The sequence below is a fragment of the Enterobacter sp. SGAir0187 genome, from assembly GCF_002952735.2.
Lineage (GTDB): Bacteria > Pseudomonadota > Gammaproteobacteria > Enterobacterales > Enterobacteriaceae > Enterobacter > Enterobacter quasiroggenkampii.
In genome coordinates, this window is record NZ_CP025034.2 from 3,242,478 (window position 1) to 3,265,071 (window position 22,594).

The window sequence follows — 22,594 nt, forward strand, 5'->3', positions numbered from 1 at the left end:
GCCGGGCACCCTATTGCCTGAATTTAAGGAGAACGCGTAATGCGACACAGTGAAAACCGCCCTTATCCGATCGGAAGTGAAGAACTGCAACGCCTGCTGATGGAGGCAAAAACAGAGGAACGATGCGCGCGCGCCCTTGCGGTCTCCCTGCGTCTGGAGGCGCTGGCAAGCCAGATCTACAAAACCGGCATGAGCGGAGAAGACGTTGCCGAACTGCTGTGCCACGAGGCGGCCCGCTACGAGCGTGAATCCCAGGAGCTGCACTGATGGCCGATTTTATCGATCTTGCCCAGGCGCGCGAGCAGGAAGACAGAGAGCGCCACATTAATAGCGCCCGCAGACGACCCGCATCGCCTTCGCGTTTCTTCTGCGAGGAGTGTGAGGCTCCAATACCGCAGGCGCGCCGTATGGCGGTGCCCGGCGTGGCCCTGTGCGTCACCTGTCAGGAGATCGCGGAGATGAAAAATAAACACGTCCGGGGAGGGTGAGTTGGCTACGTCATTCGCTTATCCGTGGAATGCACCGCGGTCGGCCATTGCCAGCCCTTATCTTACCCATGCCCAGCAGCAGCGTCGCGATCGCTTCTTCGCGGCGCTGCAGCAGGCAAGAATGGCCCTCTCACAGCAGCCTGACTGCGTGCGTTTTGAGGTCTGGCGTGCGGTTGACGCCCTCGAACTGCATCGGGGCAATCCCCAGGCCAATGCCTTTTTTATCCGCTTCTGCAACAGGATATTGCCCCGCCTGCGGCGGGTCTCTGAACGCTATGCCTGCGCAGGTTTGCATGACGCAGTCTCCCGAGCCGTGTTTAAAGGCCATTTCGATACCCAGCTTCTGCAGTACCTTGCCTCGCGAATGGTCGAACTGGTTGCCCGCTATAACCGTCTGCCGGATATGTCCCGCGCGGATATCGACCTGCTGGCCGGCGATATTGCCAGCTTTATTCGCGGCGAGCTGGCGAATATTAACGATGCTGATATGGGCGAATACCAGACGCTCTTTATGTGGTATCAGCGCGCTGGACTGATCGCCCGGCAGTTCAACGTGTCGCCTCCACACTGGGAGCGGGTGTCGAAGACATTTTTCAACAAAGACGATGTAGCCGCCGCGGTGATGCGGATGTTTTCCGAGGCGTGGTGGCGCGGGCGTTTACGTCGGATCGCGGCTGCCTGGCGCGAGCATTTGCAGATTGCTCTCGGCAACGTCAGCAAAAAGAGAATGGCGTATGCAAGCAAACGCTGCGTGACCGAGTGGCGCGAGCAGAAGCGCCGCACCCGCGAATTTCTCAAGGGCATGGAGCTGGAGGATGAAGAAGGCAACCGCATCAGCCTGATTGAAAAATACGATAGCTCGGTGGCCAACCCGGCGATACGTCGCTGTGAACTGATGACCCGCATTCGCGGGTTTGAAAATATCTGCCAGGCGCTGGGCTATGTGGGCGAATTCTATACCTTAACCGCCCCCGCGCAGTATCACGCCACCGTGAAATCGGGCTACCCCAACGCGAAGTGGAACGGGGCCAGCCCAGCGGAGACGCAAAGCTACTTCACCCGGCTGTGGGCGCGCATCCGCGCAAAGCTGCACCGGGAGGGCCACCGTATTTTTGGTATCCGCGTCGCGGAACCCCATCACGACGGTACGCCCCACTGGCACATGCTGATGTTTATGCGGCCCGAAGACGTCGAATGCGTTCGCCGGATTATAGGGGACTACGCCCGGGAGGAGGATGCCGCTGAGCTGCAGAGCGAAAGCGCCAGACTGGCTCGCTTTCACGCGGACGCGATCGACCCGCAGAAAGGTTGCGCTACCGGCTATATCGCCAAATATATCTCAAAGAATATCGACGGCTATGCGCTCGATGGCGAGACCGATAACGAAAGCGGCGGCCTGCTGAAGGAGACGGCGTCCGCCGTATCGGCCTGGGCAGGGCGCTGGCACATTCGCCAGTTTCAATTCATCGGCGGCGCGCCGGTAACGGTCTACCGCGAGCTGCGCCGACTGGCAGACGCAGAGACCGCGCGTGGTCTGAGCGTCGAGTTTGCTGCCGTCCATGAAGCTGCCGACGCCGGTGACTGGGCGGGTTACGTCACTGCACAGGGCGGCCCGTTTGTGCGTCGCGATGATTTACAGGTGCGCACGCTGTATGAGCCGGGTACCGGGTTTAACCAGTACGGCGAAGAAACGGTCCGCATCCGCGGCGTGTACGATTCCGCCGTCGGCGCGGGCAGCCCGGTTTTAACCCGGCTCACGCAGTGGAAAATTGTGCCGAAGCGGGACCAGGATCCTGAGAATGTAACTGCGCTTTCTCGGAGTTCTGTCAATAACTGTACGCTGAGCGATCTCTCTCAACCCCTCAACCGGCGTGCGAGACGGGCATTAACCGAGCGTATCAGGCACATCCGGCCCGGCGCAGCGGCGCCCTTTGTCTACGAGCGGGATCCGCAGAACGGGGTCCCGGAGAAGGTGATTGATGAGGTTCGGCTCGCCACCGGAATCGCCATCAGCCGCGCAGAGGCCCTGCATCTTATGGCGGGAGGCATCAGCCGCTTTAACGACAAATGGTGCAGGGGCGCCGCTGACGGATCGCTCTTTCCGGCAGCGCGTTCTTATCAGCACAAGGCGCGGAAAATCCTTGAACGTATTGGGCATTTATCGGATCTGTTCGCTCTGAGAGCACGCTAATCTCCATCGATATCATGCACATACCGTGAAGAGTTCTGATTTTTCGCTTCACTCTTTTTATGAATACGTGCTACTGTATGTTTATACAGTATCTCGTGGTGGAGGTTGTGTGGACAGAGAGTTGAACGAGCAGGTCATGATTGAACGCGTCGAGATGATTGCTCGACTGACGACAGAAGGAACATGTCAGGAAAGAGATCGTGAGATTGCCCTGAATTTGATTGCTGAGATTGCGCGGGGAAATTTAATCAAAAACAACGCGTTTACCGTTGTTTTCTCAGCATCGCCTGTTCCGGAACGCATCAAAAAAGAGGGTAACGTTCGGGTGAACATTACGCTCGATAAAGACCAGCAGATTGGCCATGGCGTCGTCGAGGCCTTCCAGAACGAACTGACCCGCCGAATAAGGTCCCTGTTCCCGTCATCGCGGGTAACCGTGAAAATAGGATCGATGACGGGAGTAGAGCTCCAGGGGCTTGAAGGAGAAGCCGATCGCGAGATGCTGGATAATATTCTCCGGGAAGTCTGGGAAGACGAGAGCTGGCGCTAGCCCAGCGTCAAAGCCCGAACGCACGCCCTCATTCTGATTTTGCGCTTTCGTTGACCCACGCTTCGCTGCTTGTGGACGGTCTGTTGTGTCCGCGATTGTCCATCCGTCAGCGATAGCGAAAAGGCCGCCAGCCCGGGAAACTCTACAGTACCTGGTAACCGGATGTTGGGAGCGTCTGATGAAGATCTATGCAATGCAGGGGGACACGCTTGATGCCGTTTGCGCCCGCTATTATGGGCGCACGGCTGGCGTCGTAGAAGCCGTTCTGAAGGCCAATCCTGGCCTCGCGGAGTCAGGCGTTATCTTGCCTCACGGCACGTCGGTAGAGATGCCGGAGGTAAATAGCGCCCCCACCAAAGAATCCGTAAATCTATGGGACTGAGCCTGGAGAAAATCACCACGTTTATCGCCTACTGGCTGGCCGTGGCGCTGGCCTGGTTCGGGGCGATGTCTCCTGAAAAGGTCGCGCTGTACGTGGGGAGTGTTTGCGCCATTTTTACCGCGCTGACGAACTACTGGTTTAAGCGAAAAACCTGGCGCTATCTCCAGTCGCTGGGCCTCGATAAGAAGAGCATTCGTGAACTCAATCATTAAGCGTTGCAGCGTCGCCGGCGTGCTGGCCCTTGCGGTGCTGATGCCCGATTTTCGATTACTGAAAACGTCCCCTGAGGGGCTGGCGCTGATTGCCGATCTCGAAGGTTGTCGCCTCTCGCCCTACCGGTGCAGCGCTGGGGTATGGACGTCAGGCATTGGCCACACGGCAAACGTTGTGCCGACGCGGGACATTACCGAGCGTGAGGCCGCGGTAAATCTGGTTGCTGATGTGCTCAACGTTGAGCGACGGCTGGCGACGTGCGCGCCGGTGGAGATGCCGCCGCGGGTCTACGACGCGCTGGTAAGTTTTACCTTTAATGTTGGCGCAGGCGCCGCCTGCCGTTCGACTCTGGTGTCTTTTATTAAGCGTAAACAGTGGTCGCAGGCGTGCGAACAGCTTACCCGCTGGGTGTACGTCAACGGCGTCAAAAATACCGGTCTGGAAAATCGTCGCGTCCGCGAGAAGGCCTGGTGCATGAAGGGGCTGCCATGAGAGTCCTCATGCTGATGCTGGCCGGACTGCTGGCGATCGCGCTGTGGCTTCGTCATGACAACCAGACCCTGTCCCGTTCCTTAGCCACGGCCAACCGGGTCGCCAGCGAGCAAAAAACGGCCCTCGCCACGCTTAACCATCAGCTGTCCCAGTCGCAACGGATGGCCAGAGCAAACGAAAACGCCCAGGTCAGGCTCCGTGAAGAGCTTGTCGCTTCGGGCGAGGAGAGGGCAAGACGGGAAGCGACTATCGGGAGATTACTCAATGAAAATGAAGCGTTACGCCGCTGGTATACCGCTCAGCTGCCTGATGCTGTCCGCAGGTTGCACACCCGCACCGCCTGCGCCTCCGCAGCCCATTGTTTACAACGCCTGCCCGAAGGTGAGCCGCTGCCCGATGCCGGGAAGCGAACCCGCCACTAACGGCGATCTCAGCGCCGATATTCGCAGGCTTGAGTACGCCCTTATCGCCTGCGCGCTGCAGGTTGAAACCATTAAAGACTGTCAGGATAAACTCGATGCACAAACTCACGAGCCTGCGTCAGGCATTAATTGACGCGATCCCCCAACTCAATGCCAACCCGGAGCGCCTGCTGATGTCGGTCGGCAGCGGCAATATAGACGCCCGCCTGGCCTCCTCGCTCTCCTTTGAAAAACGGTATGTGCTGAACGCGAAGGTCAGCGGTTTTACCGGCGACAGCGAGGGATTTTTTGTTCCGGTACTGGCCTGGCTGCGGGAAAACCAGCCGGACATTTTTACCCTCGATGACGGACGCAAAAACGGATATACCTTCGCGATCGTCTTAAACGATGACGGTACGATGGATATCAGCATCAGCATGCAATTAACCGAGCGCATTCTTGTTTCCGAGGAACAGGGCGTTCTGCACGCGACCTATTCCCCGGAGCCGCCGCTGCCGGAGCCCGTCACGCGTCCGAAGGCGTTGTACATCAACGGTGAGCTGGTCAGCCAGTGGGAGGACTAAGCTCCCCACGCTGAAGGCCGCCAGCCGCCTGCTGTCTGGACCGCTTGTTGTATCATCCCGCAGAAAACCCCGTCTCGTTGCTGCCGTTCCTCCTGAACGGCATTCTCTTCTCATGAATACATTAACTTCCATGCACGGTATCGCTCGCGCGATCCGCAATCTGATTCGTATCGGTGTTGTGACCGACGTTGACCTCAACAGAGGGCTTTGTCGTGTCCAGACCGGCGGGATGAAAACCACCTGGCTGAACTGGCTAACCTGCCGTGCGGGACGTTCGCGCGTGTGGTGGGCCCCTTCCGAGGGAGAGCAGGTGCTGCTGCTGGCCATCGGCGGTGAGCTGGATACCGCCTTTGTGCTGCCCGGCATTTTCTCTGACGACCATCCGGCGCCGTCCGGGTCGCCTGACGCGTTCCACGTCGCGTTCCCTGACGGCGCGGTGATCGAGTACGAACCGGGACGCGGGGCGCTGACGGTTTCAGGCATTAAAACGGCCGACATCTCTGCTTCTGAATCGCTAACCGGCACCGTGCCGGAGGTGCGGGTGATCTCAACGTCCCGCATCACGCTGGATACGCCTGAAGTGGTGTGCACCAACAAGTTAATTACCGCCTCGCTGGAGGTGCAGAAGGGCGGGGTGATGACCGGAAATATTGAGCACTCCGGCGGTAAATTGACCTCCAACGGAGTGCAGGTGGACAACCACGCGCACGGCAGTGTGCAAAGCGGCGGAAGCTGGACTAAGGGGACACAATGACGGTGCGTTACAGGGGAATGAACAGGCAGACCGGGCTAAGCCTTTCAGAGGCTGACCACATCCGGCAGAGCGTGCGCGACATTCTGGTTACGCCGATTGGCTCGCGGGTCATGCGCCGGGATTACGGCTCGCTGCTGGCGGCGATGATAGACAGGCCGCAGAGCCCGGCGCTGCGCCTGCAGATCATGGCCGCCTGTTATTCCGCCATCCAGAAATGGGAGCCGCGGATAAGCCTGACGGCCATCACTTTCGAACGTTCGGAGAACGACGGGACGTTGTATGTCGATATCACCGGCACGCGCCCGACCTCCGGACAATCCTTTTCTATCACCATTTCACTGAGTTAAACGCTATGGCTATTGTTGATCTGAGCCAGCTCGCCGCGCCTGATGTCGTGGAGGAGGTGGATTATGAAACGCTGTTGGCAGAACGAAAGGCCACCTTTGTCTCCCTCTATCCGGAAGAGGAGCGAGAGGCGATTGCACGGACGCTGACGCTGGAATCCGAGCCGATTGTGAAGCTGCTGCAGGAGAACGCCTACCGGGAAGTTATCTGGCGCCAGCGCGTAAACGAGGCTGCACGGGCGGTCATGTTGGCCTATGCGGCAGGCCGCGACCTGGACCAGATCGGCGCAAACGCGAACCTTGCGCGTCTGACGATTACCCCTGCCGACGACACCACGTTACCGCCCACTCCGGCTGTGATGGAGTCCGATACCGACTTTCGTCTGCGCATCCAGCAGGCACCGGAAGGGTTGAGCGTGGCCGGTTCAACGGGCGCGTATCAGTTCCACGGCCGCAGTGCAGATGGTCGGGTGGCTGACATTTCCGTCATTAGCCCACAGCCCGCAAACGTCACGGTTTCCGTGCTCTCCCGGGAGAATAACGGCGTAGCGTCTGAGGAACTGCTCGCCGTTGTTCGCAATGCGCTGAACGATGAGGACGTCAGGCCCGTCGCCGACCGCGTGACCGTCCAGTCGGCCAACATTGTCGACTACAGCATTGAAGCATCGCTTTTCCTTTTTCCCGGCCCCGAAAGTGAACCAGTACTCAATGCGGCAAGAGCCCGATTACAGACCTACATCACGGCTCAGCATCGGCTGGGACGCGATATCCGCAAGTCAGCCATTTACGCAGCCCTTCACGTGGAAGGGGTGCAGCGGGTGGAACTGACCGCCCCTGCGGCTGACATCGTGCTTGATGAAACGCAGGCCTCCTGGTGCAGCCACTACAGCGTAACCGTGGGGGGAAACGATGAGTAATGCCCGCCTTTTACCGGTTGGCTCATCGACGCTTGAGGTCGCCGCGGCGCGCGCCTGTGCGGACATCGAAAATACGCCGGTTCCGCTGCGCCATCTCTGGAATGCGGACACCTGTCCAGCGAATTTGCTGCCCTGGCTGGCGTGGGCGTTTTCGGTTGACCGCTGGGATGAGAACTGGCCGGAGGCCACCAAACGGGAGGTGATCCGCGCCGCGTGGTTTATTCATGCCCACAAGGGAACGATAGGCGCCGTACGTCGCGTGGTGGAGCCGCTTGGCTATCTGATTAACGTTACCGAGTGGTGGCAAACCAACGATCCGCCCGGCACCTTCCGCCTTGATATCGGCGTACTGGACACAGGCATCACCGAGGAAATGTATTACGAAATGGAGAGGCTCATCGCCGATGCGAAGCCTGCCAGCCGCCACCTTATTGGCCTGAATATCATCCAGGACATTCCGGGTTATCTGTATACCGGTGCCCTGAGCTATGACGGCGACATCATCACGGTTTATCCCGGATAAGTGAGAGCACAATGACAGTAAAATATAAAACGGTTATCACCAAAGCCGGTGCCGAAAAACTGGCTGCCGCGACCGTCCCTAACGGCAAGAAAGTCAATTTTACGGCGATGGCCGTGGGTGACGGTGGCGGCACATTGCCGGTTCCTGATGCCGGGCAGACGAAGCTGGTTAATGAAGTCTGGCGCCATGGGCTGAATAAAATCAGCCAGGACAATAAAAAGCTTAACTATGTGATCGCGGAGCTTCTCATTCCTCCCGAAGCGGGGGGGTTCTGGATGCGTGAGATGGGGCTTTACGATGACACCGGTACGCTGATTGCCGTCGGCAACATGGCGGAAAGCTATAAGCCGAAACTTGAGGAAGGGTCAGGCCGCGCGCAGACCGTCCGTATGGTCATCATGGTGAGCGACATAGAGTCTGTCGAGCTCTCGATAGACACGTCTACGGTGATGGCGACCCAGGAGTACGTTGATGAGAAGCTTGAGGAGCATGAGCAGTCTCGTCGCCATCCCGATGCCACGCTAACGGCTAAAGGATTTACGCAGCTCAGTAGTGCGACTGATAGTGTGTCTGAAACGCTGGCCGCAACGCCGAAAGCGGTTAAGGCTGCCTACGACCTTGCCCGTGGTAAGTATACGGCTCAGGATGCGACTACCGGACAAAAGGGGATTGTTCAGCTTAGCAGTGCGACCGATAGTGCGTCTGAGACCCTTGCTGCGACACCCAAGGCTGTGAAAACGGTTAGTGATGACCTCATTAAACTCAGGAATAGCCAGGGTACCGCTGCGACCAAAAATGCCCAGGAGGCGCCTGACGATATAACTCCTGGTCGGCTGCTGGTTAATGGTGGTGCAGTAGCTATCAGATCTGTATCTGCAAGAGCCGGTACGGGACTTTCAAATGCCGATGCTCTGCCGCCCAACTCGGTGAGTTTTTGTTATTCGAATGCAACCAATTCGCCAGGCTATGAGGCGACGATTCTTGATGTCGGCGGGCTGGGTGGTTACCGGGTTCAATACGCTGCATCTTATAGCGATGGTGGGAAACAGCTTAAATTCCGTGCGCTTAATGGTGACAATAGTACGTGGGGAGGTTGGCAGAAGATTTATCATACCGGTAATAAGCCCAATGCTGTCGATGTTAATGCGGTATCAGCCTTTGGCGGAGATTATAACGGTACCTTCAGATTTGGCAGGGTAGGAACGGTACCTACTGAAAGAAACTCTTCAGTGCTTATTAGCGCTCAGCCAGGAGGACCCGGTGGGATTGTTTCTGGCGCTATATTCGAATGGTACGATAATTCGATGGCCATCGGCCTGACGAGGGGGGGGGGCACCGACGCTACTGGATTTGCTATATGGCTCAATAATCGTCTCCTGGCAACAGTTGCTCCAGATGGAGCGATTGCGAGTAGTGGAAATATCTACTCAGGACAAGGAGTATTTGAATCAGGCGGAGCGGTTCGAGTTTATTCATCAAATAACCCGCCCCCACAACAAGATTTAAGTCCTTATGCAAGGCAGGACTGGACGCTGCAATACTTTGTCCGTGATGTCGCAATGGGGGCGGAGGGGGGATTCACGATTGTAAGAAATGCCTGGCAGCGTGTGCCTCCAGGATGTGCCATGACAGGCTATAACTTTGAAGGCGATAACCCAGGCGGCGATACGATTTTCTACCGCCCAATTCAGAAGTACCTGTCTAATATCGGATGGATTACTGTAGGTCATACAGCATGATTACACTTAAAAATTTCGTTCAATATGAACCAGAATATAAAGACTTTATGTTTAACGCAATTTTCCTTCAGTCAGAAGAAGGGCTGGATTGGTATTATCATATGTCCCGCTTTCAGCCCGATAGTTTGAAAATATGCTACGACAAAAATAATGTCATTCGTTCTTTTAGCGAACAGGTAGATCGGCTTTTTCCGCTGGGTATGTCAGTTTCAGAAGTTGACCTAACAGACGTGCCTAAAGGTCTTAATATACACGGCGAGTGGATGTGGAATGGCACTGAAATTATTCCACGCCAGTTGAGCCGGGAGGAATTGATTCAACAGGCGGAAACCCGAAGAAGTGAATTACTTGTCGAAGCTTCAGATATTATTGCCCCACTCCAGGATGCCTCCGATCTTGGCATTGTAACAGATGAGGAAGCAGCCTCGCTGTTACAATGGAAGCGCTATCGGGTGATGCTAAACCGGCTGGATCTCAGTACTGCCCCAGCTATCGACTGGCCCGAACGCCCAGCCTGACCCCAAACCCTCCATCCGGAGGGTTTTTCGTTTGTTGTGTAATCCTTTCCCCAACCCCAATACGTCGCATCAATCACGCACTCCACAGACAATAGCCTCACCACTAAACGAAGGAGTTAACCGGATGGGCGACTATCACCACGGCGTGGAAGTTATCGAAATCAACGATGGCACCCGCACCATTTCCACCGTCTCGACGGCAATCATCGGTATGGTCTGTACGGCCAGCGATGCTGACGACAAGACATTTCCTTTAAACGAGCCCGTGCTCATTACCAACGTGCAAACTGCGATTGCGAAAGCCGGCAAGGCCGGGACGCTGTCCGCTTCTCTGCAGGCGATCGCCGACCAGTGTAAACCGGTTGTCGTTGTTGTTCGCGTGGCTGAAGGCACCGCTGAAACCCTGGAGGAGGCGCGCAAACAGACCGTTTCCAACATCATCGGTACCACCGATGAAAACGGTAAATATACCGGCCTGAAGGCGCTTCTCACCGCGAAAACGGTAACCGGCGTTAAGCCACGTATTCTTGGCGTGCCGGGGCTGGATTCTCAGGAAGTGGCAACCGCGCTGGCCGCGATGTGCCAGAGCCTGCGCGCGTTCGGCTATATCAGCGCATGGGGATGTAAAACCATTTCTGAGGCGATCGACTACCGCAAAAACTTCAGCCAGCGCGAGCTGATGGTTATCCACCCTGATTTTCTGACATGGGATACCACCACGAACGCAACGACGACGGCCTGGGCAACCGCCCGCGCGCTTGGCCTGCGCGCCAAAATTGACCAGACCATGGGCTGGCATAAAACCCTGTCAAACGTTGGCGTCAACGGCGTCACGGGCGTAAGCGCCTCAGTGTCCTGGGATCTGCAGGAGCAGGCTACCGATGCGAACCTGCTTAACCAGGCGGGCGTCACCACGCTGATTCGCAACGACGGCTTCAAATTCTGGGGTAACCGTACCTGCTCAGACGACCCGTTATTCGTCTTTGAAAACTACACCCGTACCGCGCAGGTGCTGGCCGATACCATGGCGGAAGCGCACGCGTGGGCGATGGATAAACCCATCACGCCAACGCTTATCCGCGACATCGTTTCCGGTATTAATGCCAAGTTCCGCGAGCTGAAAACCAACGGCTATATCGTCGACGGCTCCTGCTGGTATGACCCTGAGTCTAACGATGCATCAACCCTGAAAGCGGGGAAACTGTATATCGATTACGACTACACCCCTGTCCCGCCGCTGGAAAATCTGACCCTGCGCCAGCGCATCACCGATACCTATCTGGCAGACCTGTCAGATTCGGTTAATAGCTAAGGAGCTGCAGCATGGCGTTACCACGCAAACTTAAATACCTGAATATGTTCAACGATGGCCTGAGCTATATGGGCGTTGTTGAGTCTGTGACCCTACCGAAGCTTACCCGCAAGCTGGAGAAGTATCGCGGCGGCGGTATGCCGGGCTCGGTCTCTGTCGATCTCGGTCTGGACGATGATGCCCTGGCGCTGGAGTGGACCGTTGGCGGTCTGCCGGACGCCGCGCTGTGGGCGCAGTACGCCTCTCCAGGCGCGGACAGCGTACCGCTGCGCTTTACCGGCTCTTTCCAGCGTGATGATACCGGCGAAATCTCCGCCGTCGAAATCGTCATGCGCGGCCGTCATAAAGAGTTTGATGGCGGCGAGAACAAGCAGGGCGAAAGCGGCACCACCAAGATGTCCACCGAGTGCGCGTACTACCAGCTGACCATTGATGGCAAAGAGATCATCGAGATCGACATCATCAACATGGTGCTGAAAGTCGACGGCGTCGATCGTCTGGCTGAACACCGTAAGGCCATCGGCCTGTAACCCTTTAACCGGCCGGGATAGCCGGCCGGTAAGCTAACTTTCAGAAGAGTAATGAAATGGAAAATAGCAACGAGAACGCCATGAACAACAGCTCATACATCGTCACGCTTGATAGCCCCGTTCAGCGCGGCGAGCAAAAAATTGAACAGGTGACGGTCTCCAAACCGAATGCCGGGACTCTGCGTGGGATCTCGCTGGCCTCGCTGGCGCAATCCGACGTTGATGCGCTGATCAAGGTGCTGCCGCGAATGACCTCGCCGGCTCTGACCGAGCATGAAATTGCGCGTCTGGATGCCTGCGATCTGCTCTCTTTTGCCGGTAAGGTGATCGGTTTTTTGTCACCGGCTTCGGCTCGCTGAGATTTCCCGAAAACCTGTCGGTCGACGATCTGATGGCGGATATCGCGGTGATTTTTCACTGGCCGCCGTCAGAACTGTACTCCCTTAGCGTGACCGAACTCCTCTTATGGCGCGAAAAAGCGCTGCAGCGAAGCGGAAACCACCATGAGTAATAATGTCAGTCTTCAGGAGTTGCTTAAGGCAGTTGATCGTGCAAGCCGACCGCTTAACGCTCTCCAGAACGCCAGCCTGACTCTTGCGAGCGATATCCATGATGCGCAGACGGCGCTGGGGGCGCTCGATGAGCAGGCGGGGCGCATTAACGGCTTCAGAAAAGCAAATGCCCAGCTCGCCACGACGGAGCAGTCGCTTGCTCAGGCGAAACAGCAGGCGGCGGCGCTGGCGTTGCAGTTTAAAAACACACAAAACCCCACTCAGGCACAGGCTGATGCGCTGTCCGCAGCCCGAAAATCGGCAGCCAACCTCAAGCTTGAGTACAACAGCTTACGTTACTCGGTACAGCGTCAGCGGACTGAACTCGCTCAGGCGGGAATCAACACGCGAACGCTTTCGTCGGATGAGCGTCGTTTAAAAAGTCAGATCGGCGAAAAAACGCAGCAGCTTAACCGACAGCGGGATGCGCTGGCCCGCGTCAATCAGCAGCAGGCGCAACTGAGTACCGTTCAGAATCGCTACGAGTCAGGCAAACGCGTTGCCGCGCGGGTGCATCAACTGGCTAATGCGGGCGTGGGCATGGCCAAAGCGGGCTTTGATCAGACGTCCCGGTTTATGGCGCCTGGCATCAGTTTTGAAAAACAGATGTCGACTATTCAGGCAAGCCTTGGTCTGGAGAAGGGTGACGCCCGGCTTGAGGCCATTCGCCAGCAGGCGCGAGAGGTCAGTGCCAGGACCGGAGTACCCGCAGATACGGTCGTCCGTGCACAAACCGAACTGGCTCGTTCAGGCTACGACGCCGATGGAGTTATTGCTGCCACTGTACCCACGGTTAACCTCAGCCTGGCGGGGAATGTCGACGCGGCAAAAGCAGCCGATATTCTCAGCAGCACGCAGGCTGCCTATAACCTGGCCGATACGGATGCGGGACGCATCGCAGATTTACTTACCCGCGGGTTTACCTCTTCGAACACCAGTCTCGTTGAGATGGCGGCGGCCGTCACCTCCGCTGCGCCCGCTGCGGATGCAACAGGTATGGGTCTTGAAGAGACAATCGCGCAGCTTGGCGTTCTGACGGAAAAGGGAATGAACGGTGCCGCCGCCGGGGACGCGCTCAGTGCGATGCTGCGACAGCCCCAGGCTCCGGATGTACTGCGATCAGCCGCGGGTAACGGCGCGCTTGATAAAAAACGCCAGCAGTTGCAGGGGGCAACGGGCAGTGCCGCGATCGCGGCTTCCGTGCAGACCGACAATCTTGACGGCGATATCAGCAAATTCCAGGCTGCGTGGAGCGGGCTGAAGATTGACGTATTTGATAAAGCAGATGGCGCTCTGCGTAACCTGATAACAACCGCAACCGGCTGGCTTGGCACGGCCTCCCTTTGGGGGAATGCCAACCCTGAGCTGACGCAGACCCTCGCCAGCGTTGTTGTCGGCGCGCAGGCTTTTGCTGGCGTACTGGGTGGCGTAGGCACGGTTCTCGGCCCGGTTCTGACGGGCGTCAATATGGTTATCACCGCGGCCGGGATGTTAGGAACGGTATTCAGCGTGGTGGGCGGCGCCATCATGACGGTGCTGGGCGCCCTTAGCTGGCCGGTGATTGCCCTTGGCGCGGCGATTGCCGCCGGTGCTTTGCTGATTTTCAAATACTGGGAGCCCATCAGCGCCTTCTTTGGCGGGGTGATTGAGGGATTGTCTGCGGTCTTCGCACCCCTGGGCGAGCTGTTCTCTCCGCTCTTACAGGCGTTTGGTTTTATCTCAGAAAAACTGGGCGGGATATGGCAGTGGTTCACCGATTTGATTGCGCCGATCAAGGCGACGCAGGAAACGCTGGATGGCTGTAAAAACGCTGGCGTGATTTTTGGTCAGGCGCTGGGGGATGCGTTAATGGCACCACTTAATCTCTTTAACAGCCTGAGCGGCAAGGCCAGCTGGCTGCTGGAGAAACTCGGACTGATCAAAAACGAGTCGGGCCATCTCGACGCCGCGGCGGCAAAAGCAGACGCGGCATCTTCTCCTGCGGGCAGTGCGTCCATTCCGGTGGCGGGGATCTCTGGCGTCGGCCAGGGATATCAGCCCACTCTCGTGCCGGGAGGACGCTCTTACGTCGATCAGAGTAAAAGCGAATATCACATCACACTGCAGGGGAGTGCGGCCTCCGCAACGGATCTGACGCGTCAAATCCGGGAGGAAATCGAGAACAGTGAGCGTGATAAAGCGAGACAGCGGCAAGCCAGCTTTACGTACGGTTGAGGAGAGAGAACATGTTAATGGTGCTGGGTCTGTTTGTCTTTGAACGACGAACTTTACCCTATCAGACAATGCAGTTTACAAAGGACTACCGCTGGGCGTCCAACGACCGGATCGGGAAACCTAAAGCCTGGCAGTACCTTGGCGAAGGCGAGACATCTTTTACCCTCTCCGGACTGCTTTACCCGGAGCTCACGGGAGGGCGGCTTTCCCTTAAGGCGGTCGAGCTGATGGCGAATGAGGGGCGGGCATGGCCGTTGATAGACGGAACCGGCATCATTCACGGCATGTTTATCATTGAGAAAGTCACGCACACGCATTCGGATTTTTACAGTGACGGTACTGCCCGAAAAATTAATTTTACGCTGGAACTGAAACGCGTGGACGAATCGCTGGTGACGATGTTTGGCGATCTGAGAACCCAGGCCGAAGAGCTGGTGACGAGCGCACGTAATAGCATTGGAGGGCTGGTGGGATGATCACCGAAATGAATATCCGGGCGGGTGGGAAAATCGCCCCTGATTTTATGCTTAAGCTTGACGATCGCGATGTCACACAGAATTTCAGCCACCGTCTTATCAGTCTGAGCATGATCGACAAACGTGGGCTGGAAGCCGATCAGCTGGATATTCAACTGGATGATTCCGACGGGCTGCTAGACTTGCCGGCCCGGGGGGCTAGGCTCTCCTTATGGCTGGGATGGGAGGGAACCCCGCTCCAGCCGAAAGGGAGCTTTACGATCGATACGATTGAGTTTCGGGGCGCACCGGATACGCTGACGATTCGGGGATGCAGCGCGGATTTTCGTGGAAAGCTAAACGTGCGGCGCGAGCAGTCATGGCATGACACGACGATCGGCGCGATAGTCAACACTATTGCTCAGCGTAACCAGTTAACTGCCAGCGTTGCGGCAGGTCTTTCATCGATTGCCATTTCTCATATCGATCAGTCTCAGGAGACCGACGCTGCGTTTCTCTCCCGACTGGCCGAACGTAATGGTGCCTTTGTTTCAATCAAAGCCGGCAAGGTTATTTTTATGAAAGCGGGGCACGCCGTGACGGCCAGCGGCACGCCGATTCCCTTAATGATGATTGAGCGTGGGGACGGCGATAAGCACCTTTTTTACGTTGCCGATCGTGAAAACTATTCCGGCGTGACGGCCAAATGGCTGCAAACGCGCGACCCAAAACTGCAAAATACTCAATTGAGTATCTCCCGTCAATCAGGGGGACAGCCGACAGAAGCACTGCAGCACCCGGATGCCGCCGTGCCGGCAGCAGAACCAGGAGGCAAGGAGCAGAAGCCGCAAGAGAGGCTGGTGGGATCGGCGGAAAACGTATTTGAGCTCACCACGGTGTATGCCTCTGAAGAGCAGGCTCTCAGGGCCGCAGAGGCGAAGTGGCGCGCGCTGCAGCGGGGTACCGTGAATTTTTCTATCCAGCTGGCGCTGGGGCGAGCCGATCTGTACCCCGAAACGCCGGTAGTAGTAAACGGTTTTAAACGCGTTATTGACGAGCAGGCGTGGATTATCAGCGAGGTGGTTCACACCCTCAACAGGAGTGGATTTACCACGCAGCTTAAGCTTGAACTGAATGCCACTGACGAAAAATTCTCTGTCGATAGTGAGTAATTCATTTGCCTTTAAGTTTGTATTGGGTATTATTAATTCACAAAATGTGAATCAAACGGAGGGGTACATGTTTCATTGTCCTAAGTGCAAGCATTCAGCGCATGCGCGTACCAGTCGCTATTTAAGTGAAAATACCAAAGAGCGCTATCACCAGTGCACCAATGTGGACTGCAGCTGTACGTTCGTGACGATGGAGTCCGTGGAGCGCCTGATTGCGACCCCCGGTGCCTCTGAACGTGTCCGAACGGCTTCGCTGAGCCAGGGTTAGCGGACTTTAAATAACAACAAAAAAAGCCACTCAATCGAGTGGCTTAATTATATGATTCTAAGGCTAAAATTTGGTGGCCCCTGCTGGACTTGAACCAGCGACCTGGCGATTCTGAGCCCTATTTTAAATGGCTTATAAAACAATAATTTACTTTGTTTCTTTTAATGGGTTTTTGCATCGAATAATGTCAAATATGAAAGCATAGTGAATAGATCTGCTGCCATTTTGCAGACAACGATGCCTATAAAAAATGATAATCGCCATTTAAGAGGTAGAGGGCTAAACCAATCATAAATGAGCCGAATAGCGAAAACACAGTGTTATACCAGTAGAAGTAGATAGGTGTTTCGGATCGGTAGATGTAGTAATTTTCATATGTGCCTTTATACCAGCCGACGAAGACCCCGCTTTTAAGAGCTTTTGCTGAATGAAAAATCATCCACAATCCGCAAAGAAGTACACAGGTCAATACTAATAATGTATCCCATTCCATAGCTTGTCTTATAAAAATAACGCCTTAAAAAAGTGTTAGTGGGTTGAGCAATGTCGCTTCATTCAGGTGGTCAGGTGCAAAGTGAGCGTAGCCGAGAAACTCGAAAATTTGGAGCTATGGAGGCGCGCAGCAACGCGCTGGCTTGAGGTGATGTATTTGTCAGAACAGACCGACAAAACGCGCGCAGCGGCAGCGGTACGCCGCAATAACTGCCAGAGAATGCTTAACAGCATAAAGCATGATTAAAATACCCCAAACGTATAAGAAGTGCGGAGAGCCGGCACCGGGTGATCGAGCGGGGTATTGCCAACGAGGGAGGCTACGTGCTGGCAGACCCAGGGTGCGAAAGAATTGGCACTAAAAACAATATAGGGCGGATTAACCGCCCCCTTTTTTTTACGCTGTTACACGCTCGTTCCACGCGTCTGAATATTGGACGTTCCCATCGCAATACTTCCAGGTGATCCGCTCATAGCGCAGCTGTACGCCCTCATTATGATTATGCATCTGTAAACCTGGCTCTTTGCAGTTATGCATAACTGGGTTAATGCTGACTACCCGCACATTCTCAAGCAGCATGTTGAAATACTCGACCTCTTGCCCCGCGTCGTTGATTCTGTACCACTTAATTTCAACGCTTTTAAGCGTCTGGCCGGTTGCTACCGCTTTATAGAGATACGGGCTGGAGCTATCAAATTCTTTCTCGATCATAAGCGGCGCATGTAAGCGTGTACCCGTGATTTTGCCCGTGTTGCTATCGGTTGGAACAAGCAAGCCGTGACTAAAAGAGAGAATTTCTACGCTACTTTCACGATCCTGAACATCTACAGACCCCCTGATCAGGTTGCCGCCATCGTCTTTAAGCCACATGTAAGCTGGAATAGCCATTTTTAAAACTCCATTTTATGAGGGTAAACCCTCATTAAACGGCTAAAACCGGATCGCAGGAGATACAAATTGTGTTATCGGTATGAGTGATTAAAATGCGTTAAGTATTGATATTAATAATAAAAATGATTGATTGATCTCAAACAGTACCGTGCAGCGCCGTTGCTCTTATGTTGCTGGTTTTGCCAGGCAAAAGGGAATAACGATGGCATGTATACCGATTTACCCGCCCCGCGGGCTGGAAATTTTGCGCGAACACATTAGGCTCGCGCGGGCGCGTCACGGAGTCCAGGATATGGCTACCCCGCTTACGTATACGTGGTTTTATGAGCGAGTAAGAAACGGCGGGGTGTGGGATTACAAACAACAAAAACGGGCTTACGCTGACTTCGGGAATTTTCATTACGGCGCAGTGGGTTATGCAGCGTGCATACCTGCAAAGATTTTGCTTATTGCCGCCGGCGCGGCGCAGTGGAAGGCCGGCACATCAAGACCAGAGTGGGGGAATTTCACGGGGGCCCCGCCGTTTGGTGATGATCCGATGGACCAATTTTGGATAAAGCAAGGCATAGACTATGTTAAGCAGCACCACTATTAGGGCGTTTAAGGCGTTGCATTGGGTGGCTACAATTACGATGGCCATCGTGATCGCTGGGTACTGTTATTTCCAGCATATACAGCGTTTAACTGTTAGTGATCGGCTTTATGAAGTTCGCCAGCTCACGCCCCGGACCTGGTTATACATTACTGAGTATGACGGCTCGAACATGACCACGGGGGAAGTGTATCGTTATTTTTTAGCGAGCAAGATTGACGGCGATCCGCTGGTGGCTCTCGAAAAACAACATATCGCGCCCACGCTTACAGCGAACACCGCCCGCGCGAAAGTTGACGGCATAGGCAACAATATCTCATTTACTGTTTATGGCACCGTGTACAGCTTTACAACGTCCGCATTTTTTTATGATGCTGAGGGAATAGCGGCCGCGCCGTCAATCGACTTAACGGCCCGTGGCGAGGGCTGGGACAAGGGGAAATTTAGTCGATAGTAAAAATCCCTTGCAGTCGGGTTAATGACCCGATTAGCCGCGTGTAAGTTTTCACGGCGTACCCGTAGCGGTTCATGGATCAAAAGTACATTGTGATTGCCCGCCGGGCACAAATTGGGTTATTGCCCCTGCAGGTCAATTGCTGGGGCGTGGGTGAGATCCGGTTGATGTTGCCAGGGAAGAACTTCCCTGCAAAAATTACAGCCAGAATCACCCATAACGATTCCGGGATGTTCCAGTTTCCCCCTGAAGGGACGCTGGTTGAAATTGCTTTTACTGGCGGAAGGCCGGATAAGCCCTTTGTGCGGCAGACCGTGCCGGAGGGAACCAGCTTGCCGGATATCTAGCTTGGCGAGCAGCTGCAACAGCAGCGTGCGGAAGTGTCGCAGCGCGTCACCCAGGCGGGCGACTGGGTGAGACAGACAGACCAGACGATCAGTGAAACATCGATGGCGCGGATGGTTAAGGCCGACACGGAACAGCGGGAGCTGGTGAGCCGGGAAACTACCATTAAGGTCACGGATAAAGTTACGGTGCTGGGCACTTCCGCGCTGATGGCCGGAGCCATTCAGCAGGTATGTACAGGCGATTACAGCCAGGCAGTAAATTACCGCGTGGCGAGTATCGGCGGCAATGATGAAACGGACATAGCCGGGAGCCAGACAGTCACAACGGGTAAAGACCTGATTGAGAAAATTGGTCAGATACGTAAAAGCGTGGCGGCTGTTCAACAGCAGATTATTGCGCCTGTGGTATGGATTGGCACTGGCACAATCAACGTGGCGCAGCTGATGCTGGACACGCTTGACGTGGTGAAAGAGCTGGCAGAGCAAACGGCAAGCCACACGCATAGCAATACAGGAGCACCAACCAATGCGGGAGCCATCCGGAGCACCGGAGCGAAAGCGGACACGCTGAACGGCAAATACTCCCCGGTAATTGGTAAGTAAACCATTCCAGAACATAACCCGCGAAAGCGGGTTTTTTTATGCCCTTCATCCCCTGGCGGGGACATCTCTTTTCTTATCTCTTAAGCGGCTATCGCTACGCGCTGTCAGCGGCGCTCTGGCGCGTTCAACCATTTCAGGTAGTGAGCGCACCCTCAAAACAGATCGTGAGCAGGGCAGGGCGCTGGCGCGTCACAGCAGGGCAAAAAAAATCTTTCGCAGACAAAAATCGCACTACACCGCACCCGCCTGCGGTTTTTGGATCATAAAAATTTTTCAGTTTTTATTTTTCTTCAAACCTGACCGCCAGACCGCGCCAGTGATGGTGGCTTTGCGGAATACTGAAACTGAAAGGATTGAAAAGAATTTCAGCATTTTACATTTTTAAGGATCAATACGGGCATTGGTTTTTTTGTAACTATCAGATATCTAATGGAAAAGGGAATATTTGGTGAAGTTAGAATGATGGTTGCTTCAATCTTATGTTTTTATGTAATGAGAGAAAGCCAGCGCTCATGCAGCTTTCAGCCCAGTGATTAAATTATTTAAACTGAAATTTTGTTTCATGAGGGAGAACTAGGAAAATGTGATTGATGAGTGTATGTTAAAGATCCTGACGTTAGCCGGTCTTTCCTGGCTACTCTGTACACTCGTCGTATACGACATGTGGCAATCCCGCGTCGCCGCGTTGTGACACGTTGTGACATACAGGGATTCGCCTCGTATCGGATAGTATGACACGCCGATACGCCGATATTTAGTTTGGGCTATGCGCTTGCGCTAAGAAGCGTCAGGATAGTACAGAGGGAACAAACATGAAGAAACTTATGTTTGGCTTAGTGGGGTGGCTCGGGGTTTGTAAAATGACCCTTGAGTTTCTCAACGAGTTAATTGCTTTCGTTGAGAAAGTGTACAGCTACCTTCACGTAGCCCTTTACTATTTTATGATTTGGAAAAAATTTCCTAATGGAAACTTGGAAGCATAAATTCCTTCTCAAGAAAAATAAATGGGTGCATATACCTTCTAACGAAATGCTCAAATATGGATCTGCGTTACATATTTTTCTAAGAAAGAATTGGAAGTTCCCACTGTACTATTATCATTTACGTAATGGCGGCCATGTTACTGCTGCTAAACTCCATAAAAAAAATGAATTTTTCTGCCTGATTGATATTAAAGGTTTTTTTGAGTCCACCACGCAAAGCCGCGTAACGCGCGAGTTAAAGAAAGTTGTTCCATATCAAGAGGCTAGAAAGATTGCTAAGCTTTCTACTGTTAGGCTTCCAAATGCTGTAACACATAAATTTGCTGTTCCATATGGTTATCCACAATCTCCAGTTTTAGCAACCCTCTGTTTACAAAATTCTTACGCTGGGTCGGTTATTGATTCCTTATACAGGTCGGGAATTGTCACTGTTTCAGTTTATATGGACGATATCATCCTTTCTTCAAAGGATCTTGCCATATTAAACCAGCATTTCGAGTTACTTTGTGGGGCGCTAAGAAAGTCGCGATATGAAATTAATCTTTCAAAAACCCAGAGTCCTACTACAAAAATTTCAGTTTTCAATCTTGAACTTGGGCATCGGCACCTTAAAGTCGAATCAGCAAGGATGATTCTATTCATTCAAGCCTTTGCTAAAACCCGTAACAAGCATGAAAAAAAATCCATCGCTAAATACGTTCATACCGTCAATCCTGACCAAGCTGAGAGACACTTTCCGAAGTGACGCGCTTCACCCACCTTATGTTCAAATCATCTTCATGCGACACATTTGCGACACTTAGAAAGATAAAAACAAAAAAGCCACTCAATCGAGTGGCTTAATCATATGATTTTAAAGCTAAAATTTGGTGGCCCCTGCTGGACTTGAACCAGCGACCAAGCGATTATGAGTCGCCTGCTCTAACCACTGAGCTAAGGGGCCGTGGCGGTGAATTATAAAGTAACTCCCCGCAGCAATCCAGCCATTCACACCTGCCTGCTGTTTTTATAAACAACGCATAATCAATCCTTTATACTTCACTGACGATGTATCGAGCAGGAGTAAAGATGATCAACGACATTCTGGCCCCTGGCCTGCGGGTGGTGTTCTGCGGAATCAACCCGGGAAAGTCCTCGGCGCACACCGGCTTTCACTTCGCCCATCCGGGCAATCGCTTCTGGAAGGTGATCTATCAGGCCGGGTTTACCGACAGGTTACTCAAGCCCGAAGAGGAGCAGCACCTGCTGGATACGCGCTGCGGAATTACCATGCTGGTCGAGCGGCCGACGGTGCAGGCAAGCGAGGTCAACCTGCATGAACTGCGCAGCGGCGGGCGGGAACTGGTGAAGAAGATTGAAGACTACCAGCCGGCCGCGCTGGCGATCCTCGGCAAGCAGGCCTACGAGCAGGCATTTAGCCAGCGCGGGGCTAAGTGGGGTAAGCAGAGCATCATGATTGGCGTGACGCAGGTGTGGGTATTGCCGAACCCGAGCGGGCTCAACAGGGCGACGCTGGACAAGCTGGTAGAGGCGTATCGGGAGCTGGATGAGGCGCTGATGGTGCGGGGGCTGTAATCCTCTGCGGCCTGATGCCCTCACCCTGGCCCTCTCCCACAGGGAGAGGGAATAAACA

Annotated in this window: 32 protein-coding genes, 1 tRNA gene and 1 pseudogene; 31 read left to right on the forward strand and 3 right to left on the reverse strand. The window is 54.5% G+C overall.

Going from position 1 to position 22,594, the window contains the following annotated elements; translation table 11 throughout:
- The first annotated feature begins 39 nt into the window (after positions 1 to 39).
- From CWR52_RS15635 to CWR52_RS15750, 24 genes are all read left to right on the forward strand, one after another.
- A complete protein-coding gene (locus CWR52_RS15635) occupies positions 40 to 267 on the forward strand; it encodes a DUF2732 family protein (RefSeq protein WP_023616297.1) in 228 nt (75 codons plus the stop codon).
- Entirely contained in the window at positions 267 to 488 is a 222-nt protein-coding gene (locus CWR52_RS15640) for a TraR/DksA family transcriptional regulator (RefSeq protein ID WP_048028939.1), read from the forward strand. The genes CWR52_RS15635 and CWR52_RS15640 overlap by 1 nt, the downstream gene beginning before the upstream one ends.
- 1 nt (position 489) lies before the next feature.
- Complete coding sequence (locus CWR52_RS15645; protein WP_104950065.1) at positions 490 to 2,679, forward strand: replication endonuclease; 2,190 nt, start codon at positions 490 to 492, stop codon at positions 2,677 to 2,679.
- A 109-nt stretch (positions 2,680 to 2,788) separates the two neighbouring features.
- Entirely contained in the window at positions 2,789 to 3,229 is a 441-nt protein-coding gene (locus tag CWR52_RS15650; RefSeq protein ID WP_023616189.1) for a DinI-like family protein, read from the forward strand.
- A gap of 178 nt (positions 3,230 to 3,407) precedes the next feature.
- Positions 3,408 to 3,611, forward strand: a complete 204-nt coding sequence (locus tag CWR52_RS15655) for a tail protein X (RefSeq protein WP_104950066.1) — start codon at positions 3,408 to 3,410, stop codon at positions 3,609 to 3,611.
- On the forward strand, positions 3,602 to 3,823 hold the full coding sequence (locus CWR52_RS15660; protein WP_023616187.1) for an HP1 family phage holin: 222 nt from the start codon (positions 3,602 to 3,604) through the stop codon (positions 3,821 to 3,823). Before CWR52_RS15655 ends, CWR52_RS15660 begins: the two co-directional genes overlap by 10 nt.
- Positions 3,807 to 4,316 (forward strand): lysozyme, encoded by a 510-nt coding sequence (locus CWR52_RS15665; protein ID WP_023616186.1) that lies wholly within the window; start codon positions 3,807 to 3,809, stop codon positions 4,314 to 4,316. The genes CWR52_RS15660 and CWR52_RS15665 overlap by 17 nt, the downstream gene beginning before the upstream one ends.
- Entirely contained in the window at positions 4,313 to 4,738 is a 426-nt protein-coding gene (lysB, locus tag CWR52_RS23445) for an Rz-like lysis system protein LysB (protein ID WP_104950067.1), read from the forward strand. Before CWR52_RS15665 ends, lysB begins: the two co-directional genes overlap by 4 nt.
- Positions 4,626 to 4,871, forward strand: a complete 246-nt coding sequence (gene lysC, locus CWR52_RS23340; RefSeq protein ID WP_252152160.1) for an Rz1-like lysis system protein LysC — start codon at positions 4,626 to 4,628, stop codon at positions 4,869 to 4,871. Before lysB ends, lysC begins: the two co-directional genes overlap by 113 nt.
- Complete coding sequence (locus CWR52_RS15680; RefSeq protein WP_104950069.1) at positions 4,834 to 5,301, forward strand: phage tail protein; 468 nt, start codon at positions 4,834 to 4,836, stop codon at positions 5,299 to 5,301. Before lysC ends, CWR52_RS15680 begins: the two co-directional genes overlap by 38 nt.
- Positions 5,302 to 5,413: 112 nt before the next feature.
- Positions 5,414 to 6,055: a phage baseplate assembly protein V gene (locus CWR52_RS15685; RefSeq protein ID WP_104950070.1), complete on the forward strand. Its 642-nt coding sequence runs from the start codon at positions 5,414 to 5,416 to the stop codon at positions 6,053 to 6,055.
- Complete coding sequence (locus CWR52_RS15690) at positions 6,052 to 6,402, forward strand: GPW/gp25 family protein (protein ID WP_023616182.1); 351 nt, start codon at positions 6,052 to 6,054, stop codon at positions 6,400 to 6,402. The genes CWR52_RS15685 and CWR52_RS15690 overlap by 4 nt, the downstream gene beginning before the upstream one ends.
- Positions 6,403 to 6,407: 5 nt before the next feature.
- Complete coding sequence (locus CWR52_RS15695) at positions 6,408 to 7,316, forward strand: baseplate assembly protein (RefSeq protein WP_045910030.1); 909 nt, start codon at positions 6,408 to 6,410, stop codon at positions 7,314 to 7,316.
- A complete protein-coding gene (locus CWR52_RS15700) occupies positions 7,309 to 7,839 on the forward strand; it encodes a phage tail protein I (protein WP_104950071.1) in 531 nt (176 codons plus the stop codon). The genes CWR52_RS15695 and CWR52_RS15700 overlap by 8 nt, the downstream gene beginning before the upstream one ends.
- Before the next feature lie 11 nt (positions 7,840 to 7,850).
- Positions 7,851 to 9,578: a phage tail protein gene (locus CWR52_RS15705; protein ID WP_104950072.1), complete on the forward strand. Its 1,728-nt coding sequence runs from the start codon at positions 7,851 to 7,853 to the stop codon at positions 9,576 to 9,578.
- Complete coding sequence (locus CWR52_RS15710) at positions 9,575 to 10,096, forward strand: tail fiber assembly protein (protein WP_161566069.1); 522 nt, start codon at positions 9,575 to 9,577, stop codon at positions 10,094 to 10,096. Before CWR52_RS15705 ends, CWR52_RS15710 begins: the two co-directional genes overlap by 4 nt.
- 124 nt (positions 10,097 to 10,220) lie before the next feature.
- Positions 10,221 to 11,408 carry a phage tail sheath protein gene (locus CWR52_RS15715; protein ID WP_104950073.1) on the forward strand — a complete coding sequence of 396 codons (1,188 nt, stop codon included), beginning with the start codon at positions 10,221 to 10,223 and terminating at the stop codon, positions 11,406 to 11,408.
- A gap of 11 nt (positions 11,409 to 11,419) precedes the next feature.
- Positions 11,420 to 11,938, forward strand: a complete 519-nt coding sequence (locus tag CWR52_RS15720) for a phage major tail tube protein (protein ID WP_045910027.1) — start codon at positions 11,420 to 11,422, stop codon at positions 11,936 to 11,938.
- A 56-nt stretch (positions 11,939 to 11,994) separates the two neighbouring features.
- Positions 11,995 to 12,297 (forward strand): phage tail assembly protein, encoded by a 303-nt coding sequence (locus CWR52_RS15725; protein ID WP_104950074.1) that lies wholly within the window; start codon positions 11,995 to 11,997, stop codon positions 12,295 to 12,297.
- 32 nt (positions 12,298 to 12,329) lie between these two features.
- Entirely contained in the window at positions 12,330 to 12,449 is a 120-nt protein-coding gene (locus CWR52_RS15730) for a GpE family phage tail protein (protein ID WP_023616176.1), read from the forward strand.
- Entirely contained in the window at positions 12,442 to 14,703 is a 2,262-nt protein-coding gene (locus CWR52_RS15735; protein WP_104950075.1) for a phage tail tape measure protein, read from the forward strand. The genes CWR52_RS15730 and CWR52_RS15735 overlap by 8 nt, the downstream gene beginning before the upstream one ends.
- 11 nt (positions 14,704 to 14,714) lie before the next feature.
- Positions 14,715 to 15,179: a phage tail protein gene (locus CWR52_RS15740; RefSeq protein WP_045910024.1), complete on the forward strand. Its 465-nt coding sequence runs from the start codon at positions 14,715 to 14,717 to the stop codon at positions 15,177 to 15,179.
- A complete protein-coding gene (locus tag CWR52_RS15745) occupies positions 15,176 to 16,330 on the forward strand; it encodes a phage late control D family protein (protein ID WP_104950076.1) in 1,155 nt (384 codons plus the stop codon). The genes CWR52_RS15740 and CWR52_RS15745 overlap by 4 nt, the downstream gene beginning before the upstream one ends.
- Before the next feature lie 67 nt (positions 16,331 to 16,397).
- The gene (locus CWR52_RS15750) at positions 16,398 to 16,598 is read left to right on the forward strand and encodes an ogr/Delta-like zinc finger family protein (protein ID WP_104950077.1); all 201 of its coding nucleotides are present in this window, start codon (positions 16,398 to 16,400) and stop codon (positions 16,596 to 16,598) included.
- 241 nt (positions 16,599 to 16,839) lie between these two features.
- On the opposite strand, the gene CWR52_RS23595 is transcribed toward CWR52_RS15750, so the two are convergent.
- Positions 16,840 to 17,091: a DUF2542 family protein gene (locus tag CWR52_RS23595; RefSeq protein ID WP_114149325.1), complete on the reverse strand. Its 252-nt coding sequence runs from the start codon at positions 17,089 to 17,091 to the stop codon at positions 16,840 to 16,842.
- A gap of 81 nt (positions 17,092 to 17,172) precedes the next feature.
- Between CWR52_RS23595 and CWR52_RS15760 the strand changes: the two genes are divergently transcribed.
- Complete coding sequence (locus CWR52_RS15760; protein WP_104950079.1) at positions 17,173 to 17,337, forward strand: PerC family transcriptional regulator; 165 nt, start codon at positions 17,173 to 17,175, stop codon at positions 17,335 to 17,337.
- Between the two features lie 150 nt (positions 17,338 to 17,487).
- On the opposite strand, the gene CWR52_RS15765 is transcribed toward CWR52_RS15760, so the two are convergent.
- Entirely contained in the window at positions 17,488 to 17,979 is a 492-nt protein-coding gene (locus tag CWR52_RS15765) for an Hcp family type VI secretion system effector (RefSeq protein WP_024906453.1), read from the reverse strand.
- Positions 17,980 to 18,274: 295 nt separating this feature from the next.
- Between CWR52_RS15765 and CWR52_RS15770 the strand changes: the two genes are divergently transcribed.
- From CWR52_RS15770 to CWR52_RS15790, 5 genes and pseudogenes are all read left to right on the forward strand, one after another.
- The gene (locus tag CWR52_RS15770; protein WP_228117504.1) at positions 18,275 to 18,577 is read left to right on the forward strand and encodes a polymorphic toxin type 44 domain-containing protein; all 303 of its coding nucleotides are present in this window, start codon (positions 18,275 to 18,277) and stop codon (positions 18,575 to 18,577) included.
- Positions 18,555 to 19,028 carry a hypothetical protein gene (locus CWR52_RS15775; protein WP_104950080.1) on the forward strand — a complete coding sequence of 158 codons (474 nt, stop codon included), beginning with the start codon at positions 18,555 to 18,557 and terminating at the stop codon, positions 19,026 to 19,028. The genes CWR52_RS15770 and CWR52_RS15775 overlap by 23 nt, the downstream gene beginning before the upstream one ends.
- A gap of 218 nt (positions 19,029 to 19,246) precedes the next feature.
- A pseudogene (locus tag CWR52_RS23450) lies at positions 19,247 to 19,978 on the forward strand (hypothetical protein); the annotation flags it as partial.
- Complete coding sequence (locus CWR52_RS23250) at positions 19,968 to 20,363, forward strand: hypothetical protein (protein WP_167467768.1); 396 nt, start codon at positions 19,968 to 19,970, stop codon at positions 20,361 to 20,363. The pseudogene CWR52_RS23450 and the gene CWR52_RS23250, both read left to right, overlap by 11 nt.
- Before the next feature lie 578 nt (positions 20,364 to 20,941).
- A complete protein-coding gene (locus CWR52_RS15790) occupies positions 20,942 to 21,706 on the forward strand; it encodes a reverse transcriptase domain-containing protein (protein WP_252152161.1) in 765 nt (254 codons plus the stop codon).
- A gap of 122 nt (positions 21,707 to 21,828) precedes the next feature.
- Here CWR52_RS15790 and CWR52_RS15795 read toward each other — a convergent pair.
- Positions 21,829 to 21,904 (reverse strand) — tRNA-Ile (locus tag CWR52_RS15795).
- 125 nt (positions 21,905 to 22,029) lie between these two features.
- Between CWR52_RS15795 and mug the strand changes: the two genes are divergently transcribed.
- Positions 22,030 to 22,536, forward strand: coding sequence for a G/U mismatch-specific DNA glycosylase (mug, locus tag CWR52_RS15800; protein ID WP_008503183.1), 507 nt, complete (start codon positions 22,030 to 22,032; stop codon positions 22,534 to 22,536).
- Positions 22,537 to 22,594 lie beyond the last annotated feature (58 nt).

Coding starts and splice junctions, on each gene's coding strand:
- CWR52_RS15635 (WP_023616297.1), top strand. CDS start 40: ATGCGACACAGTGAAAACCGCCCTTATCCGATCGGAAGTGAAGAACTG.
- CWR52_RS15640 (WP_048028939.1), top strand. CDS start 267: ATGGCCGATTTTATCGATCTTGCCCAGGCGCGCGAGCAGGAAGACAGA.
- CWR52_RS15655 (WP_104950066.1), top strand. CDS start 3,408: ATGAAGATCTATGCAATGCAGGGGGACACGCTTGATGCCGTTTGCGCC.
- CWR52_RS15660 (WP_023616187.1), top strand. CDS start 3,602: ATGGGACTGAGCCTGGAGAAAATCACCACGTTTATCGCCTACTGGCTG.
- lysB (WP_104950067.1), top strand. CDS start 4,313: ATGAGAGTCCTCATGCTGATGCTGGCCGGACTGCTGGCGATCGCGCTG.
- lysC (WP_252152160.1), top strand. CDS start 4,626: ATGCTGTCCGCAGGTTGCACACCCGCACCGCCTGCGCCTCCGCAGCCC.
- CWR52_RS15680 (WP_104950069.1), top strand. CDS start 4,834: ATGCACAAACTCACGAGCCTGCGTCAGGCATTAATTGACGCGATCCCC.
- CWR52_RS15685 (WP_104950070.1), top strand. CDS start 5,414: ATGAATACATTAACTTCCATGCACGGTATCGCTCGCGCGATCCGCAAT.
- CWR52_RS15690 (WP_023616182.1), top strand. CDS start 6,052: ATGACGGTGCGTTACAGGGGAATGAACAGGCAGACCGGGCTAAGCCTT.
- CWR52_RS15695 (WP_045910030.1), top strand. CDS start 6,408: ATGGCTATTGTTGATCTGAGCCAGCTCGCCGCGCCTGATGTCGTGGAG.
- CWR52_RS15700 (WP_104950071.1), top strand. CDS start 7,309: ATGAGTAATGCCCGCCTTTTACCGGTTGGCTCATCGACGCTTGAGGTC.
- CWR52_RS15705 (WP_104950072.1), top strand. CDS start 7,851: ATGACAGTAAAATATAAAACGGTTATCACCAAAGCCGGTGCCGAAAAA.
- CWR52_RS15710 (WP_161566069.1), top strand. CDS start 9,575: ATGATTACACTTAAAAATTTCGTTCAATATGAACCAGAATATAAAGAC.
- CWR52_RS15715 (WP_104950073.1), top strand. CDS start 10,221: ATGGGCGACTATCACCACGGCGTGGAAGTTATCGAAATCAACGATGGC.
- CWR52_RS15720 (WP_045910027.1), top strand. CDS start 11,420: ATGGCGTTACCACGCAAACTTAAATACCTGAATATGTTCAACGATGGC.
- CWR52_RS15725 (WP_104950074.1), top strand. CDS start 11,995: ATGGAAAATAGCAACGAGAACGCCATGAACAACAGCTCATACATCGTC.
- CWR52_RS15730 (WP_023616176.1), top strand. CDS start 12,330: ATGGCGGATATCGCGGTGATTTTTCACTGGCCGCCGTCAGAACTGTAC.
- CWR52_RS15735 (WP_104950075.1), top strand. CDS start 12,442: ATGAGTAATAATGTCAGTCTTCAGGAGTTGCTTAAGGCAGTTGATCGT.
- CWR52_RS15740 (WP_045910024.1), top strand. CDS start 14,715: ATGTTAATGGTGCTGGGTCTGTTTGTCTTTGAACGACGAACTTTACCC.
- CWR52_RS15745 (WP_104950076.1), top strand. CDS start 15,176: ATGATCACCGAAATGAATATCCGGGCGGGTGGGAAAATCGCCCCTGAT.
- CWR52_RS15750 (WP_104950077.1), top strand. CDS start 16,398: ATGTTTCATTGTCCTAAGTGCAAGCATTCAGCGCATGCGCGTACCAGT.
- CWR52_RS23595 (WP_114149325.1), bottom strand. CDS start 17,091: ATGGAATGGGATACATTATTAGTATTGACCTGTGTACTTCTTTGCGGA.
- CWR52_RS15765 (WP_024906453.1), bottom strand. CDS start 17,979: ATGGCTATTCCAGCTTACATGTGGCTTAAAGACGATGGCGGCAACCTG.
- CWR52_RS15770 (WP_228117504.1), top strand. CDS start 18,275: ATGGCTACCCCGCTTACGTATACGTGGTTTTATGAGCGAGTAAGAAAC.
- CWR52_RS15775 (WP_104950080.1), top strand. CDS start 18,555: ATGTTAAGCAGCACCACTATTAGGGCGTTTAAGGCGTTGCATTGGGTG.
- CWR52_RS15790 (WP_252152161.1), top strand. CDS start 20,942: ATGGAAACTTGGAAGCATAAATTCCTTCTCAAGAAAAATAAATGGGTG.
- mug (WP_008503183.1), top strand. CDS start 22,030: ATGATCAACGACATTCTGGCCCCTGGCCTGCGGGTGGTGTTCTGCGGA.